The organism is Anaeromassilibacillus sp. Marseille-P3371 (genome assembly GCF_900169665.1).
Taxonomy (GTDB): Bacteria; Bacillota; Clostridia; order Oscillospirales; family Acutalibacteraceae; genus Anaeromassilibacillus.
This window is the reverse complement of the sequence record NZ_LT835157.1, coordinates 3341032-3357892: the sequence shown is the minus strand read 5'-3', so window position 1 is coordinate 3357892 and position 16861 is coordinate 3341032. Positions and strand designations below refer to the sequence as shown.

17 protein-coding genes are annotated in these 16861 nt (G+C 48.5%); 10 read left to right on the top strand and 7 right to left on the bottom strand.

What is annotated here, in order from left to right:
- The first annotated feature begins 335 nt into the window (after window positions 1-335).
- The 5 genes from B9Y59_RS14135 to ilvC all read left to right on the top strand — a co-directional run bounded on the left by B9Y59_RS14135 (window position 336) and on the right by ilvC (window position 5908).
- A complete protein-coding gene (locus B9Y59_RS14135; RefSeq protein WP_158089048.1) occupies window positions 336-1814 on the top strand; it encodes a CARDB domain-containing protein in 1479 nt (492 codons plus the stop codon).
- 11 nt (window positions 1815-1825) lie between these two features.
- Entirely contained in the window at window positions 1826-2431 is a 606-nt protein-coding gene (locus tag B9Y59_RS14130; protein WP_085534241.1) for a hypothetical protein, read from the top strand.
- A gap of 223 nt (window positions 2432-2654) precedes the next feature.
- Window positions 2655-4277 carry a biosynthetic-type acetolactate synthase large subunit gene (gene ilvB / locus B9Y59_RS14125; RefSeq protein ID WP_085534239.1) on the top strand — a complete coding sequence of 541 codons (1623 nt, stop codon included), beginning with the start codon at window positions 2655-2657 and terminating at the stop codon, window positions 4275-4277.
- A 12-nt stretch (window positions 4278-4289) separates the two neighbouring features.
- Window positions 4290-4790: an acetolactate synthase small subunit gene (ilvN, locus tag B9Y59_RS14120; protein ID WP_054324491.1), complete on the top strand. Its 501-nt coding sequence runs from the start codon at window positions 4290-4292 to the stop codon at window positions 4788-4790.
- Window positions 4791-4900: 110 nt separating this feature from the next.
- Window positions 4901-5908 (top strand): ketol-acid reductoisomerase, encoded by a 1008-nt coding sequence (ilvC, locus tag B9Y59_RS14115; protein ID WP_085534237.1) that lies wholly within the window; start codon window positions 4901-4903, stop codon window positions 5906-5908.
- Window positions 5909-6660: 752 nt separating this feature from the next.
- Here ilvC and B9Y59_RS14110 read toward each other — a convergent pair.
- The gene (locus B9Y59_RS14110) at window positions 6661-7356 is read right to left on the bottom strand and encodes a YczE/YyaS/YitT family protein (protein ID WP_054324492.1); all 696 of its coding nucleotides are present in this window, start codon (window positions 7354-7356) and stop codon (window positions 6661-6663) included.
- Between the two features lie 238 nt (window positions 7357-7594).
- On the opposite strand from B9Y59_RS14110, the gene B9Y59_RS14105 reads away from it, so the two are divergent.
- The 4 genes from B9Y59_RS14105 (at window position 7595) to B9Y59_RS14090 (ending at window position 11646) form a co-directional block, all read left to right on the top strand.
- On the top strand, window positions 7595-8134 hold the full coding sequence (locus tag B9Y59_RS14105; RefSeq protein WP_085534235.1) for a hypothetical protein: 540 nt from the start codon (window positions 7595-7597) through the stop codon (window positions 8132-8134).
- A gap of 5 nt (window positions 8135-8139) precedes the next feature.
- Window positions 8140-8613 carry a hypothetical protein gene (locus B9Y59_RS14100; protein WP_143255323.1) on the top strand — a complete coding sequence of 158 codons (474 nt, stop codon included), beginning with the start codon at window positions 8140-8142 and terminating at the stop codon, window positions 8611-8613.
- A gap of 263 nt (window positions 8614-8876) precedes the next feature.
- Window positions 8877-10730 (top strand): DUF975 family protein, encoded by a 1854-nt coding sequence (locus tag B9Y59_RS14095; protein ID WP_242967332.1) that lies wholly within the window; start codon window positions 8877-8879, stop codon window positions 10728-10730.
- Between the two features lie 121 nt (window positions 10731-10851).
- Complete coding sequence (locus B9Y59_RS14090) at window positions 10852-11646, top strand: DUF975 family protein (protein WP_085534233.1); 795 nt, start codon at window positions 10852-10854, stop codon at window positions 11644-11646.
- A 462-nt stretch (window positions 11647-12108) separates the two neighbouring features.
- Here the strand turns inward: B9Y59_RS14090 and B9Y59_RS14085 are convergent, their stop codons facing one another.
- From B9Y59_RS14085 to B9Y59_RS14060, 6 genes are all read right to left on the bottom strand, one after another.
- Window positions 12109-12480, bottom strand: coding sequence for a hypothetical protein (locus B9Y59_RS14085; protein WP_085534231.1), 372 nt, complete (start codon window positions 12478-12480; stop codon window positions 12109-12111).
- Window positions 12477-12842 (bottom strand): VOC family protein, encoded by a 366-nt coding sequence (locus B9Y59_RS14080; RefSeq protein ID WP_085534229.1) that lies wholly within the window; start codon window positions 12840-12842, stop codon window positions 12477-12479. The genes B9Y59_RS14085 and B9Y59_RS14080 overlap by 4 nt, the downstream gene beginning before the upstream one ends.
- 150 nt (window positions 12843-12992) lie before the next feature.
- Entirely contained in the window at window positions 12993-13904 is a 912-nt protein-coding gene (locus B9Y59_RS14075) for a DUF4097 family beta strand repeat-containing protein (RefSeq protein WP_085534227.1), read from the bottom strand.
- A 5-nt stretch (window positions 13905-13909) separates the two neighbouring features.
- Window positions 13910-14545: a permease prefix domain 1-containing protein gene (locus tag B9Y59_RS14070; protein WP_085534225.1), complete on the bottom strand. Its 636-nt coding sequence runs from the start codon at window positions 14543-14545 to the stop codon at window positions 13910-13912.
- Between the two features lie 17 nt (window positions 14546-14562).
- Complete coding sequence (locus B9Y59_RS14065) at window positions 14563-14886, bottom strand: PadR family transcriptional regulator (protein ID WP_054324504.1); 324 nt, start codon at window positions 14884-14886, stop codon at window positions 14563-14565.
- 329 nt (window positions 14887-15215) lie between these two features.
- A complete protein-coding gene (locus B9Y59_RS14060; protein ID WP_054324505.1) occupies window positions 15216-16073 on the bottom strand; it encodes a DegV family protein in 858 nt (285 codons plus the stop codon).
- 211 nt (window positions 16074-16284) lie between these two features.
- Here B9Y59_RS14060 and B9Y59_RS14055 point away from each other — a divergent pair, with 211 nt between their 5' ends.
- Window positions 16285-16821 carry an O-acetyl-ADP-ribose deacetylase gene (locus B9Y59_RS14055; protein ID WP_054324533.1) on the top strand — a complete coding sequence of 179 codons (537 nt, stop codon included), beginning with the start codon at window positions 16285-16287 and terminating at the stop codon, window positions 16819-16821.
- Window positions 16822-16861 lie beyond the last annotated feature (40 nt).

Here is a 16861-nt window from a genome sequence, read left to right as displayed (position 1 = left end):
CTGTAACAAAATACGAACCGCCGCGGAATGGATTTCTGCGGCGGTTTGTTTTTATTAAATGTATTGAGCATACAGTTGTTCTTATTAGATTTGAGGAAGAGTCAATAAACTATCAGAAAAATATATTAGTAGTCAAAGGTGAAAAAATATCACATAATTTTTGCAAAAAAATGGTCTACTTCTATTTAGAAAATATCGTTGTTAATATATAGATTTTTTACAGAGGTGGTTCTAATGGGAATCTTTAAATAGTTTAAGACAATATATGGAAAGATTTAAAAACTGAGAAAAATGTTTCGCAAAAGATAATGGCCTGGCCCGTATGTGCCGTATTTATGCTTGCCATAACTGGGCAGGCGTTTGCGGAAAACGCGGGGAAATCCGATCAAATTCACGAGGGGAATCCGTCAACCAGCCAAGAGCCAGAGCTCGAAAATTCTGCGAAAATGGTTGATTTTTCTGTTTCTGAAGAGGAACTGTCAGAAGAGTTGTATGAAGAGGCACTTCCTAACTTGGATGAGACAACCATTCAAGAATGGGAGGGCGGCGTAAAGGATTCTTACCATTTGCAGGCTTATACGGCAAATACTACGGGGACGGATTTGGCAGTTTTAAATCTTCGAGCGCCAAATAACACGGAGCCGTTCCCGAATATGACCAGTGTCCAAATTTCAGCTGACATTGTAAATCGCGGTTCTACCCAGATTACGGGTTTTCATTATTCTGTATATATGGATGGAAACTTGATGACCTCAAAAGCAGTCAGTGTTACCATGAATCCCAATAATGCCGTTACACTGAATTTGAACTTTACCAGTAAAGTCGGTGGAACACATACTGTGTTGGTGTCGGTTTGGCTCCCCGATGGGGTAACAGAGACCAATACAGCAAACAATACAGTAAGCCGGTCTTTTCGGTGGGAAGATTGTGTTTCCCTGCGTGTATTATCTTTGGAATCCCCGGAAGGCGATGCGTTAGAGTCGAATAAAAATCATGAATTTGAGGCGCGAATCGCTAATTTAGGGACTTTAAATGCTTATCAAGTTCCAGTATATATTCTGAATGGGGTCAAGACGCTTGGATACCAAACAATTGATTTTCCAGCGGGAAAAATTGCGAACTTATCCATCCAACTCATATTCGACAGAAAACAGGATGTCAATTTGGGCATAGTAGTCGATCCGAATCAGGTTAGCGGAGACATTGATCCATCGGACAATAGCGCTGCAAGAATGATTGAGATTACGTATGATTTAGAAGACTGGGCAGGGAGATGGGAGGATGCCAGTCAGTTGGAAGTCCAGATCCACCCGTCAGCATTGGAATATTGCGAGCAAGACTATGCAATTTCATCATCACAATTTACAAAAGCGATTCAAGCCTGGAATGGAATAAGCCGTGAAGTTTCCTTTGATAAGGTCCGCCATAGTACAAGTACCATGGATGAAGATTATATGATGGATGGAGTAGAACTTCATGTCTATGCCTATGAAAAGATGCATACAAACACTTTAGGCTATACGGAAGTGTACAAAGAAGGATTATTTGGCGAACCGACACAGGTCACCGATCTTAGTGGTGATGATAGTAATTATGTTCAAGCTAAAATATATTTGAACACAGCTACATTCATGAACCAATCAGAGAAAGGCCAAATGAAAACGATAACACATGAATTTGGACATGCGCTAGGCCTAGCGCATCCTACATGTGGAGATAAGGCGATCATGTGGAAAACGAAAGATTCGGACTATGTGTCGCATGAGATTACAGAGCACGACGAATATAACATGATTCATAAATATGAGAAGTAGGGGGGATTTTCATGAAGAAATGTATATCGGTTATCATGATGGTGCTATTTGTAACCGCAGCATGTTCTGGTTGCGGCCAGAAAATGCAAACGAGGAGTATTCAAGAAGACCTGCTCTTTGATGCGGGGTCTTTGGAAGAACTGGAGGACTTGTCCAAACAGATTGTACAGGGAAAGTTCTATGACGATCCAAGAGAGGATTTACAAGGGGATGAAAGTATAACGCTCTATGGCGCGACGATTTCCTCCTTTGAAATTACCAAAGTGTATAAAGGCGATTTTGAAGTGGGGGATGTCATTCAAGTAGGTGAGGAATATTACATCGATGAGTCCGACGGCCAAAAGACGCTTGTACATTTTGGAAATTATCTTCCTTCAGAAGTGGGCAAGGAGTACCTGATGTTCTTTGACAATCCTCCGAAAAACAGCAAACGTTGGAAAGATACGTATACTCCTATTTGCGGAGAAAAGGGGCGGTACCCGGTGGTAGCCCCCGGGACGTGTTCGGCGGCCGACATAGACGACATGACCAACGAAGAACTGAATCTGGATACAGGGGATTCTTCCTTTTACCGGCATCTTTACAAAGATGTGATCGAGAAATATATGAGCGAATAACGCAGCTTGCAGCCCGGCGGATGAACCATCCGCCGGGCATTTTTTGAAGAATGTTCCATTCCTCGCTGTATTTCCCAACAGGAATCCTTCACACCTTTCTCTTGACGGAAAAACCGAACAATACTATAATAAGTTAAATAATAAAAGCGACAAGAAATGCGAATGCTGCCGCCGGGAACTGGCCGGCGTTGGATGCAGTTTTGTATAGAGAAGGAGTGGCCCTATGATTAGCGGAGCGGAAATCATGGTGAAATGCCTGCAAAACGAAGGCGTTTCCTATTTGTTCGGTTATCCGGGTGCAGCGATCTGCCCTTTCTACGATTATATCACCAAAACAGATATAAAGCATGTGTTGGTGCGGCAGGAACAGAATGCTGCGCATATGGCCAACGGCTATGCCCGTGCCAGCGGCAAGCCGGGCGTTTGCGTTGCGACTTCCGGCCCCGGCGCCACCAATTTGATTACTGGTATTGCGACGGCCTACATGGATTCCATACCGCTGATTGCGATTACCGGGCAGGTGAATTCCTGGCTGTTGGGGCGCGATGTGTTCCAGGAGGCGGACATCACGGGCGCCTGTCAGCCGTTCACAAAGCATTCGTATCTGGTGAAGGATGCGGCGAGTTTGCCCCGCATCTTTAAAGAAGCGTTTCACATTGCAACGACGGGCCGCCCGGGGCCTGTATTGATCGACGTCCCCACGGACATTCAGCTTCAGGAGGTGGAGTCGTTCAACTATCCCGCAAAGGCGGATATTATTGGATATAAGCCCCGCACACAGGGGCACCCGATGCAGATCAAAAAGGCGTTACAGGCCATTAAAGAGGCAGAACGTCCGGTGATTTGCTGTGGCGGCGGGGTCGTGTCGGCCGGTGCGCGCGAGGAAATGATCGCGTTTGCCCGCAACAGTGGAATTCCGGTGGCTGCCACGATGATGGGCATCGGCGTTATGCCGATGGACAGCCCTTATTATCTGGGGATGATCGGTTCGCACGGCCGCACCAGCGCCAACAAGGCCATGAGCGAGGCGGACCTGGTGATTCTATGCGGCGCACGTGTGGGCGACCGTGCGGTTGCGGCGCCGGAGAGTTTGGCGGAAAAGGCCAAGATTATCCACATCGACATTGATCCGGCAGAAATCGGAAAAAATATGACGGCCCACATTCCGATTGTGGGAGACATCCGTTTGGTGCTCTCGGACTTGGCGGCAAAGGTGGAGAACACTGTGTCGCAGGAATGGATTGACCGGGTGTTTGGATTAAAGGCGAAATATCCGCCGCGCGGCGAAGCGCGAGAGGACTGCGTGGAGCCGCGGGTGTTCATCCGGGATCTCTCTGCGATGATGAAGGATGACGCAATTCTGGTTGCGGATGTCGGACAGAACCAGATCTGGGCTGCGCGCAATTTCAATGTGAAAGAGGGCCGGTTCCTGACCTCCGGCGGTTTAGGAACCATGGGGTATTCCGTACCTGCGGCTATCGGCGCGAAGATCGCCAAACCCCACCGGCAGGTGGCGGCAGTCTGCGGCGACGGTTCGTTCCAGATGTGTATGTGCGAGTTGGGCACGTTGATTCAAAACGATGTGGATGTCAAGATCATTGTGATGGAAAACCAGCGCCTCGGCATGGTGCGTGAATTCCAGGATAAGTTGTATGGTTGCCGGCACATTGGGACAATTTTGGAGAACGGCAACCCAGATTTTGTCAAGCTCGCGGAGTCCTACGGCATCGAGGCGGCGCGCGCAGAGAATAATGCGCAGGCCAAAGAGCTGGCTCAACACATGCTACAAAGCAACCGGGCGTTTATCCTGGTGTGCAACGTCGATCCGGAAACACCATCCATATAAGGAGGGACCGCCATGCAATATACCATTTCGATTCTGGTAGAGAACCAGCCCGGCGTGCTGTACAAGGTTTCCGGCCTGTTTGCGCGCCGTGGATTCAATATAGACAGCCTCGCCGTGGGTGAGACAGAGGATCACACGATTTCCCGTATTACGATTGTTGTCAACGGCGACGAGCACATTGTAGAACAGGTGGAAAAACAGTTGAACAAGGTGATTCCGGTCATTAAAGTGCGTGTGCTTCAGCCGGGTTCCTTCTACAGCTGTTATCTGTCGCTGATTAAGGTGAGTAGTAATGCACAACAGCGCGCGGAGGTCATGAAGATCGCAGAGCTGATGAATGCGCAGATCGTGGACGTTGCCACGGACTGCCTGACCCTACAATTTACCGACAGTGTGGAGCGCACCGAGACACTGATTAGCCTTTTAAAGCCATATGGCATCAAAGAGATCGTGCGCGCAGGCGCGCTTGCGATTGAAAAGGGGTCCGCTGTGGCCCGCCGTAAGGGAAACTGACAGTTGATAGTCTGCCAGGCCGTAACCGGCCTGTTCCAAACTTCTGCCGGGTCCATCCCCCGGTAGCCAAATAAATTTATTGCCGGCGAACGGCAAGGAGGAAATGTATTATGCCAAAGATTTATTATGAAGCCGATTGCGACATCAACGTTCTGAAGGGCAAAAAAGTTGCGATTATCGGTTACGGCAGCCAGGGACATGCGCATGCGCTGAACCTGAAGGAAAGCGGCGTCGATGTTGTTGTCGGTCTGTATGAGGGCAGCAAAAGCCGTGAGAGAGCAGAAAAGGCTGGCTTAACGGTTATGACCGTTCCGGAGGCCACCAAGGCGTCCGACGTGATTATGATCCTGATCCCGGACGAGCGCCAAGCGGATATGTATAAGAAGGACATCGAGCCGTACCTGACCGAGGGAAAAGCACTGGCATTTGCACATGGCTTTAACATCCATTTCGGCCAGATCGTTCCGCCGAAGAATGTCGACGTATTTATGATTGCCCCGAAGGCGCCGGGCCATACGGTCCGCAGCGAGTTCCAGGAGGGGAAGGGAACGCCGTGCTTGGTGGCTGTGTATCAGGATGCCTCCGGCCATTGCCTGGACATCGCTCTGGCTTATGGTGCCGGACTGGGCGGCGCACGTGCGGCCATTATGGAGACCACCTTTAAGATTGAGACGGAAACAGACCTGTTCGGCGAGCAGTGCGTCCTCTGCGGCGGCGTCTGCGCGTTGATGAAGGCGGGTTTTGAGACGCTGGTCGAGGCGGGCTATGCGCCGGAGAACGCGTACTTTGAGTGCATCCATGAGATGAAGCTGATCGTCGACCTGATTTATAGCGGCGGCTTCTCCATGATGCGTTATTCGATCTCTGATACCGCGGAGTATGGCGATTATGAGATTGGCAAGCGCATCATCACGGAGGACACCAAGAAAGAAATGAAGAAGGTTCTCTCCGAGATTCAGGACGGCACTTTTGCTAGCCGTTGGATTGCCGAGAACAAGAACGGCCGTGCACATTTCAATGCATGCCGTCGCATTGAGGCATCTCACCAGCTTGAGGCTGTGGGCAAGGAGTTGCGCAAGATGTATTCTTGGAACAGCGAGAACAAGTACGCTGACTAAGCGCTAGGCTTCGATACATATGTCCAACCCCTGAGCCTGTAGAAAGCAGGTAGTGGACGTTAGATAGGAGAGAACCGTTTTTGACGATTCACATTTCTATTTAGAGACTATATAGGATTGTTGGAGGGGATGTCCGCTGCATTGTTTAGACAAAGGGCGGTCGTTCCCGATCAATTGAAAAGCGCAAGCGCTGTACAGAGCAGCTGTCTACACATAAATAAAGCAAGGGCGCCCTGATTTGGCCAGTCGGCCGGGAGATAGGGCGCCCTATTTGTATTCTATTTCATATGTTGTGTGTTTGATAACAAAATGACCGGCACCAATGGACAGCGGTTTATGGGAGTACATTAAAATTAGAAGATAAAAAGAACCAAGCCGTGCGGGCGAAGCTATTTGGGACAGCCATTTTATAAAGAAGGATTTGTTCCAAAAGTATATGGATAAAGAGGAAACTCTCATAAATCAATCCATGCCCCTGGAGACGCCTGTGGGACCAACGGAGAACAATCTGCCAAGTAGATACCCTTTAATTGGATATAGCATAGTTCGCAGATGAAAGCTACCATGATAGTCAGCTGAATTTGCCTACAAAGGTAAGTAAGGCAGATTATTCAGATAATTCCTGCATACATTTGCCTATATTTATAGGAAAATGCGGCGAACCAACCTGATTCTTTCAAACCGTGCAAGCCTTTCGATCGCCCATCATGTAAAAACACATCGAACTTGCCAGGGTGGCCTTCGTTCCCTCTTTAGGCACTTTCTTGAACGGGAGAGCGATTGGAACCCGTGCCTTTTCCTGTTTGACCTAACATGGGTTCTGCGAGGTGTGTGCGGAAAAACTGGATCAAGGGACCCGTTAAAAAGGCGGTGATAATGGTGCCGATACCCACAATCGCCGAGAGTTCATTCTGTGCAATCAGGCAGAAAATCGTGCCAACGGCTACACAGACAACATCCGTTGTAATGCGTGCCCAGCGGAACGCAATGCGGTTCTTGATTGCTTTCAAAAGAACATAAGCGGCAGCATCGTATGGAGCAATGCCAAGATCTGCAGCCATATATATGCTGGCGCCTGCACAGGTCATCACAGTGCCGAGAAGGAGTAGAACCACGCGCAAAGCAAGCGGGAATTCCAATCCTGCTTGTTGCGCCAGCCAACAGACAAAGTCTGCAAGGTATCCCACGAACACCATATTGATGACGGTACCCAACCCGATACAGGAGCGAATGGTAAAAAACACCACACCAAGTAGAAGGATGTTTGCGATCAGCTGCCAATTGCCGAAACTCATATGTAAAAACCCACTGATCCCCATATTCATACAGGAAAAGGGGTCTACGCCAAATGCGGCTAGGCGGAAGAGTCCCACACTGATACCGATCAAGAGGATACCGACGACCATCATCATTGCCCGGCGTCCTAATCGTTTTTTAGATGGATTCATAGCGAAATTTCCTTTCGTTAAAACGCAATATTTATTTCATAAGAAAATGTTCGTGCTCATTTTATACAGAGCGGAGATGGAAGTCAAGAGAGTTTGTGACAAAGTTATTCGGTAATTTTTGGATAAAAAGTAAATCTCACACGTGTATAACAAAGAAAGTGCCGTATGACGCGACCCGTGACAGAACCCTCAAAAGTGTGTTATAATGGACGGGGATAAACGTGGGGATGTGAAAAATATGAGGTTTTTAGCATACCATGGAACAGATCGGGAACGGGCGAAAAAGATATTAGATCATTCATTTCTGGTGAAAGCAAACGATGAACATTGGCTGGGAAATGGGGTATACTTTTATTTGGATCGCTCGTTGGCGCAGTGGTGGACGACGAGGCCGACCAAAAAATTTGGAGAAGAGGTACACGAACCGGCGGTTTTGGAATGTGCCATTGAGACCGCGGGTTTCACACTGGACTTGCGCAAGTTGGACGACTACCGGTGGTTTGTAGAGGAGTACGCGCAGGTGATCGCCTATTTGACAGAGAAAATGCGTGTGGAGCGGAATAGCTTTAAAAGGCTCCGTTGCGCATTTTGTGATTATCTGCATAAACAATATCATTTGGATCTGATGATAGGGACTTTTCACTTGCCAGAGCAACCCTATTTAGATTTCAAGCGTACGCCGGACTTTGACCAATTGCAACTTTCTTACGTAGAAACACAGGTCTGCGTGTTTAACCAGGAGACCATTGTCAGTAAGCGGCTGATTGAGAAAGAGTGAATACAATGATTAAGCATAAGAAAGTAAATCGAGAGCTTTTACAAAAAACGTTGGGGGAAAATGGGATTAAAGCGACCCCTACAGTCCGTTCCGGTCAGACGGCGAAACTCGTCATGACCGGCGAGGATGGAAAGGTTTATGAGGTGAATAAAGATCTGACGGTCGTCCGTGTTCAGGATGAAATGCCCGCAAGGCCCCTTTTGAAGACACATTCCCAATCTCCCGCAGATCGGAGTGCCGTGCAGATCCGGAAGGCGGCAATGCGTACCAGCAAATATGAAGCGGTACACCAGAGCATCGCAAGACACAACGAGGCTTGGAAAAATCAACAGCGCCAGCTGGAAAAAGAGGCGTTGTTAGTGGCGACAACCCGCGCGGTGCGGGGCGTTGTCGCTGTCACAGAAAAGGCTGAGGGGAAGTTTTCCCGCATAGCGCGGATAGAGCGCAGGCGGTTAAAGCTGAAAGATGTAAAAGGCTGACGAGAAGTTGCCGCATTCGGTAAAGAAATCACCGGATGCGGCATTTTGGTTGTCTATTCCCATTTCAATAGGCATACCCATAAGCAAGGCTTCCTTTATTAGGCCATTTGAAGGCGGATATTCGTTCTTGCGAATCCGGTCGAAAGCGTTTATAATGAATTTATCATTGTGGTTATTTAGGCGAAAAAAGAATTTTGCCATTTCGTTTTAAAGGGCGCCGGGGCGGTGTGTAACCGGGGAAAGGCGAATAGGAGGGCTTAGTTATGTGGGATCGCAGGATTTTAAAGTCCAATGCAAAGACTGCTTTGCGCGGACGTTATTGGTTGGCTTTTGCCGTAGCGTTGGTTGCGAGTATTTTGGCTGGCCATCTGTTCACGGGAGGGATGAATCCCTGGAGTTTGGGCCAGGTCGAAGATGCCGCGTCGCGGGTGGAACAGCAGATCGATGGTTATGACGATTCATATTACTACGATTATTACGGCGATTACGGCGGTTATATGGACCCGTGGGAGGACCCCTATTACAGTTATCCGTATGGACATAATTTTGGACCAGGCTACCATGAGCCATATGAGTACTACGATAATCATGTATGGGATGATTTTGGACCGTATGGTGGAGCAATTGTCTCTGTATTGTTGTTAATCGGTGTGCTTGCCTTTGGCTTTGGAACAGCTTTTCGTGTTTTTGTCAGCAATCCGGTTGATATGGGTAAGTGTCGTTATTTTGTGCACAATCGCTTTGGAGACAGCCGGTTTGAACATCTTTTTAGCGCTTTTCGGGCAGGATACCTTACTGCTACGGGAGCGATGTTTACCACCGATTTGCTCATCGACCTGTGGCTTTATATCTTGTTTGTGATTGTAATCGTCAGTTTGATTGCGATTCTGAATGGCGTTTATATGATGGTGCTGTTGATGATGCTGAGCTTGTTGCTGCTGATCCCTTATGTGATCAAATCGTATCAGTACGGCTTTGTAAAGTACTTATTGGCAGATAATCCACAGCTCAAGGGGACACGGGCGCGCCAACTCAGCACGATGCTCACAAATGGGGAAAAGGGTTCCATCTTTGTTCTCGATCTGTCTTTTATTGGCTGGTATTTGCTCGGTGCACTTTGTTTAGGGTTGGGCCACCTGTTTGTAAATCCCTATTATGAGGCCACGAGAGCAGAATTGTATATTTTTCTGCGGGAGAGGGCAATCCAGAACGGTCTGATCGATCCAAGGGAATTAAATCTTTATACGAATCCGCCGATACCGCCTTATGGGATGCCACCCCAACAGAAGGATACCACCTACGTGATGTACCAGAAAATGTCACAGGCAGGCCCCAATTCTCCATATGGAACTGTGCCGCCTGTTTACCCAGGTTCATCTGTTCCAACCCAGGGACCTGTACAGGAATATACGCCTAATGGGGTATTTCAAGGAACCTCTCAGAATCCGTTTGACCGGCCGCAGGCCCCTTATGGGAGGAACGCTTCCCCATATCCGGGAAATTTGGTTCCCCCGCCGCCACCGTACGGCGTGCCGTCGCCGGAATCCCAAGCGGCCCAGCCGCCGGTTCCGGGAAGCAGGGAGTCGTTCGGAAATATGGGTGCGCCGGTGCCGCCCATGACGCATACGGATGTGCCGGATATAGCGCAAAATCCAGTTTCTCCGCCGTCCCCATACGGCGTGCCGTCGCCGGAATCCCAGGCGGCCCAACCGCCGGTTCCGGGAAATAGAGAGTCGTTCGGAAATACAGGCGCGCCGGTGCCGCCCATGACGCATACGGATGTGCCGGATATAGCGCAAAATCCAGTTTCTCCGCCGCCATCATACGGCGTGCCGTCGCCGGAATCCCAGGCGGCCCAACCGCCGGTTCCGGGAAGCAGTGAATCATTTGAAGATATGGGCGCGCCGGTGAACCCGGCGGAGCATGTAAATACCCAGATGGATACCCAAAATGTGGTCGATGTATCAGAAGGAGCGAAAGGAACCAGTTCAGATACATCCGCACCGGAGAGCCCCTTGCCTTCGGGGACGAGTGCGCCGGAGTCCGTGCAGGAGGGCAAAAGTAGATCTGGAGAGCCTTACTCGCATGGAGAGCCGCCTACACCGACTGCTCTTTAAAGGAACATATTTCCTGAGAAAAGTATCGGGATATTTCGGAGTATTATAGACTCTAGGAAAGGTTTTCCACAAGGATAGAGAGACAACGGGAGAATTTCATGGAGAAAGAAGAGGATGCGTTATGTGGAGCAGACAAATTCTAAAATCCAATGCAAAGATTGCTCTGACGGGACGTTACTGGCGGGCATTCGTGGTGGCTTTACTGGCGGGACTGTTGACAGGGATTGCGAATTTGGGAGATACAATCAGCAATTTTCTAAATCAATATGATTCTTATCAATCGCTGTTCCGTTCCTATGATGCTGCTTATCCCCAGATTGTTTTCTTGGATGTTCTTCGCACGTGGGTGGTTCCGCTGACCGTCTTTGGTTTGCTGCTCTCCATCTTTGTGATAAATATTCTTCGGATTGGTGAAGCACGTTATTTTGTGCAGAATCATTTTGGTGAGACACACGTTGAGACCCTGTTCAGTGGATTCCGGAACGGATATGGAAATTCTGTTGTTGCAATGTTTGTCACAGAACTGTTTATTTTTCTGTGGTCGCTGTTGCTGCTGATTCCGGGAATCTATAAGACGTATCAGTATTATATGGTGCCGTATATCCTGTCCGATAATCCCAATATTCCAGGAGCGCGTGCGCGGTCGATTAGCCGGGCGATGACGGATGGTGAAAAGTTAAACATTTTTTTATTGGAGTTATCCTTTATAGGGTGGTATCTACTGGGCGGACTTTGCTTGGGAATTGGTGTTTTCTTTGTGAATCCTTATTACGAGGCGACCAAAGCCGAGCTGTACATTTATCTTAGAGACCGCGCTATACAGACCGGAATGGTTCAACCGGAAGAACTGGGTCTAGTATTTCATACCCCAGGAGGGGAAAATCCATTTGGCCCGCCGCCTTCTGTTTTTATGTAAGAGAATACGAATAGACCGGTTTTCCCAATAGGGGATAGGACGGAAGAGAGAACATCCGGCATAAAATAGACAATAGAGATCCTAAGATGGACTGCCGTGTTGGCATATACCGAATACAGGCAAGTGAAGCAGATCGTAAAGATGGACCGCCGAGACACGGTAGGATGCGCGGGCGGCCATATACGAATGAACCGTTGTATAGAAGTAAAAACGATAAGTTGGTTACTCAAAAACGGTAGGATGGCCCCTATTGCGAATATGGAAAGGGGGCTTTTTAAATGAAACGAGGGCAGCAAAAAGTCCTTTCATGACTTTTTGGTGCCCTCGTTTTTTTAGGAACGCAGACATTTTTCCAACCAGAAAGAGGATACTCCTTTCCTATGAATCTAAAAAATCCGTAATTTAGAAGCGCCCTCTTTGTTTGCGCGGAATAATCAGAATACGGAACTGGGGAAACTCTCGCTACTTCATAAAATAATTCATGACCTGCCGGTAGGCTTTTTTATAATCAGTGGCATCCCCTTCACCTAAATTTAATTCTTCGTTTGCCATGCCGTCCATGTCCGGATCGGAAAAAAGACTGGTAGGTAAGACGAGGTAGCGGCCATATTCGCGCCACAAGGGGAAATACGTTTCCCCGTACTCTTTATAGTCCGAAGGCTCATCAAAAAAGAACAGGTATTCTTTCCCAGGTTTGGATGGGGCATACAGGGTGGGAGTGCCCACATCCATTTTGACCGTGTCAACGCCGTATAGATCCACCACACAATAAGGTTCGGCTACTTGAATTTGGTCGCCGACTTGAAGATCCCCTTGAATTACTTCTTGGCTCAACGGTCCAAGATTTCAATCCAGTAACCGTCGGGGTCGTTGATGAAATAGAGATCCATTTCACGGTTTTCGAAACAGATACATCCCATTTCCTCGTGCAGGGCATGTGCTGCTGTTTTATCCTCTACCTGCACAGCCAGGTGAATCTCATTGTCCCCGAGGTTATAGGGTTGGCTGCGGTCACGCAGCCAGGTCAACTCCAATTCAAACGGTGTAGCTCCGTCTGAGAGATAGACAAGAATAAAGGAGCCGTCTGGCGCTTCCATTCGGCGGCATTCCTTTAAGCCAAGCGCCCTATCGTAGAAAGCCAGGCTCTTTTGCAGATCAAAGACATTCCGGTTGACATGTAAAAAGGTGGACTTCACAATCCATTCCTCCCATTTCTTAATTTCTCTCTAAGCATGCCATGATTTTGATGAATTATGATTCCTAATTCGAATAAATTGGGATAATCCTCGGCGCAAGGTGTCGAACCCTTTAAAAGGGAAGGGCGGGTTCAGAAAAATGGTTTTTCGTTAGGCATAGAGCAAGCAAGCATCGCCGCTTGTGGTGTTCAACTGGATTTTCGCACTTCCGTCCTTATAGCGATAGGTATCGCCGCCGTGAAAGTCCGGAAAGGCACAGATGAAATCGCCGGTCGAACTGTTTAGCTGGGCGGTAAAACCATCATTTTCCGGAATGAAAAGCACAACGTCACCGGAAGTAGACTGGATCGCCGCTTCAGTAATCATCTGGCTGGTCCGCAGAGAGATATCGCCCGATGTGCTGGTGGCCTGAATGCGGGCGAAACTGCCGGAGGCCTGTATATCGCCGCTAGTGGTCTGTGAAATAAGTTGTTTGACCGTGACATCGCGGCAGAGCAAATCGCCACTGTTAGAAGAAAAATCCAGCTTTTCGAAGTCCCCTCCCAGGCTTACATCCCCGGAGTTGGTATGTACGACAAGGTCCTTTACTTCCAAGGGTTGGAAAAAGATGTCGCCGCCTGTGGTGTCCAATTGAAGTGTTTCATAGATCCGTTCCGGCAGATAAACCTCCAGGTCCGAGCCGATGGAGAATGGAAAAGGCCCAATCGGCAGGCCCGCGACGATTTTGCCGTTGGAAACGACCAGGGCGTCATCCTCGATGGATGCCTGAAAGAACTGGTCCTCCGGCGTGTTTTTCACAGCCTTCTGTACAATTTTTATCTCTTTACCGCTGGTGGAAAAAACCGATACATCGCCGCCCTTCCAATCGAGTGCCAGCGTTTGGATTGGTTCAGTAAATGTTTGCTCATGGACCTGTTGATAGGTGGAATGGTTGCTCCAACCAAAGTGGAGGGAGAGTCCCGTCCAGCCGCCATTGTACCACAGATAACCAAACAGCGCGGTAAAGAGCAACAGTACGGCACTCCAAACCCCAATATAAATTTTTGCGGTTGTTCGGCTCATTTCGTTTACCTCCTGAGGGCAAAGATACCTTTGATAATGTTTTCTACTGCGCCAGCCATGATAAAGAGAATCCAAGAAAAGCTCCAAATTCGGAAGATAAAGCTGACGAGCAAATAAATTGCAACCACAATGCTCCAATAAGCCCCTTTAAACGCATTCAATGCATCGCGTTGGCGGCCATTTTTGACGTGCCATTCCTTAAATTCTTCCACAATGGTATCGTCTGCACGGGAATAATGTGGCTTCGTCATGCCATTGTAAATAAGCAGTCCTGTCGCCGCAGCGATAAAAAGGAACATTCCTCCAATCCCCCATGTTCCAGGGAATAGGATCACTAGAAACGGGCTCATGATATACAGGGCAACGGCAATTGCCGTACATAATGCACGTATGCGGGATTCATGCGCTGGAACCGGTTCAAGAGGGGAGGGGCCCCGCGCGCTGTCAATCAGCTCATCGATATCGCCAATACTCCGGATGACCGCATTATATGCGTCCTCTTCAGACATCCCCTGGCGGAGGCGGTCGTTATACTTTTCAACGAGATTGGAGAATAATTCTTCGCGGAGATCCTCCATCCGGCGCGTTTTGGGAGAATTTGCAAAAGCATGTTCCAAATAGACACGAATACGGTCAATCATAGGTGGTAGTCTTCCTTTCACAAAATCAATTTGTCGATCAGGTCCTTCGTGTGCGCCCATTCTGCGATAGCGGCCTGATACTGGGCACGCCCTTCTTCTGTAATGGTGTAATAACGACGCCGGGCGCCTGTTGTCTCATCTCCCCAATAAGAGAGAATGAGCCCCGCCTGTTCCAGCCGCCGGAAGGCCGTATAAAGAGTGGCCTCCTTGAGCTCGTACTGATTGCCGGTCTTTTCTTGGACCGCCTTGTTGATTTCATACCCATAGCTGTCCTTTTCGATCAGCTGCCTTAAAATAATTGTGTCCGTGTGCCCGCGGATCATGTCGGCTGTGATGGACAATCCAGTTCACATCCTTTCTGAGTTATAATATAATACAATATACCTCGCCTGTCAAGGTATGTTAAAAATAAAAACTTTCGTAGGGTTCATATGGTCAGGCATTGCAATAAAAGATCCTCAGTAAAGCCGAAGAGTCGTTTATCGAAAAACCCATACTGGTCATTAGACCAGTATGGGTTTTTCGATAAACGGAGAGGATGGGCCCAAAATCATGAAATGACTTAAGGATACTCTCGTTTTTTAAATACCGCTATTTTTGCTTAAAGAAAGGATTTCACTTTCCTATAAATCGAAAGATTCGTAACTTTAGGACGCCCTCCAAAACCAGTTTATTTGGTAAGGAAGAGAACTCCCAATGTATTGGGTCCACAGTGGCAGGAGATGGTACAGCTGGCCCTTGTGACGCAGATTTCTCGGAAATCTGCAACTTCCTGTATCGTATTGCGGACCAGATCAATATACTTCTCAGAGATGCCAGAATGGGTGATAAAGACCCGATCCAGCACCAGGTCTGCCCGGTCCGCCAACTTGTCCCGCGTATATTGAGGCAGGACTTTTTCCAGATTTCCACGGTATTTTTTGCCCACATTCATGGCGCCACCGCGCAAATTGTTTACCTCAATACAGGGTTTTAAACGCAATAAATTGGCGCCGAGTGCCGTCACAGCGGAACATCGTCCTCCGGCGTGCATAAATTCCAAGGTATCTAGAATAAAGCTGGCATGTGAGTGAGTGGCAAGGGCCGAAACCTCCTGGTAGATTTGTTCAGCGGGCATACCATGGGAGATACGCCGGCCTGCTTCGATCACCAACAGGCCCATACCGGTGGACAGGCTGCACGAGTCGATGACGTAAACATGTCCCAACTCTTGGGCCGCCAACCGGCAATTTTGATGGGCAGCAGAGAGCGCAGATCCCAAGTTGATATGGATGACTTCGTAGCCTTCTTCGACCCATTGCTTAAAATATTCGTAGAACTCCATCGAGCTGATTGCGGCGGTTTTAGGAAGCTGCTTTTTCTCCCGGTAGGCGAGATAGAGGTCCTCTGGCTGAATATCCACGCCATCCATATATTGTTGCCCGCCGAGTATGATGTGATAGGGAAAATACTGCACTTGATAGCGCTCTTTCAGTTCCGGACTCAGGTCACAGGTGCTGTCTGCGCTGAGAATGATTTTATTGGCCATGCTTTCTCCTCCCGTATAGCCTGTATAGCTGTCCAAACAGAATCACACCGCCCAATCGGTGTGTCCAAAAAGTTTCAAAATCCGGGCATCCCGGTGATTGCTTTTATGATACCGCGTTTCGTTGCCCTTTTCAATATGGAAATAAAAAGGACGTTTGCTTTTTATACAGAGAAAGGATACAATGGAAAAAACGACGGAAGGAGCGGACCACATGAATTTGCAAATTGTGCGAGGGGACATCACAGTTCGAAAGGTCGATGCGATTGTCAATGCCGCTAATACAACCTTGCTTGGAGGAGGCGGAGTGGATGGAGCCATCCATCGTGCGGCTGGCCCGGAACTTTTGGAGGAATGCCGCACTTTGCACGGATGTGAAACTGGAAAAGCCAAAATTACAGGGGGATACCGCCTTCCAGCACGCTATATCATCCACACGCCCGGACCGATCTGGCGGGGAGGAACGAGCCATGAGGCAGAACGGTTGGAAAGCTGTTACCGTTCTTGCTTGGAACTGGCAGAGAGCAATGGCTGCCGGACCATCGCTTTTCCGTCCATCAGTACGGGAGTCTACCATTTTCCGTTGGAGCAAGCGGCTGAAATCGCTGTGCGTACAATCCTGCAATATGGAAAGGGCAAAACAAGGATTGTATCTGTAGAGATGGTGTGCTTTGACGACCGGACAAAAGCAGCCTATGACGCTGCCTTGAAACTGGCAGAAAAGAACGCCGCTTTAATCCCCAACGAATAGGAACGAACCTCTTTGTAGACAAAGTGGTGGTTAGAGTTCC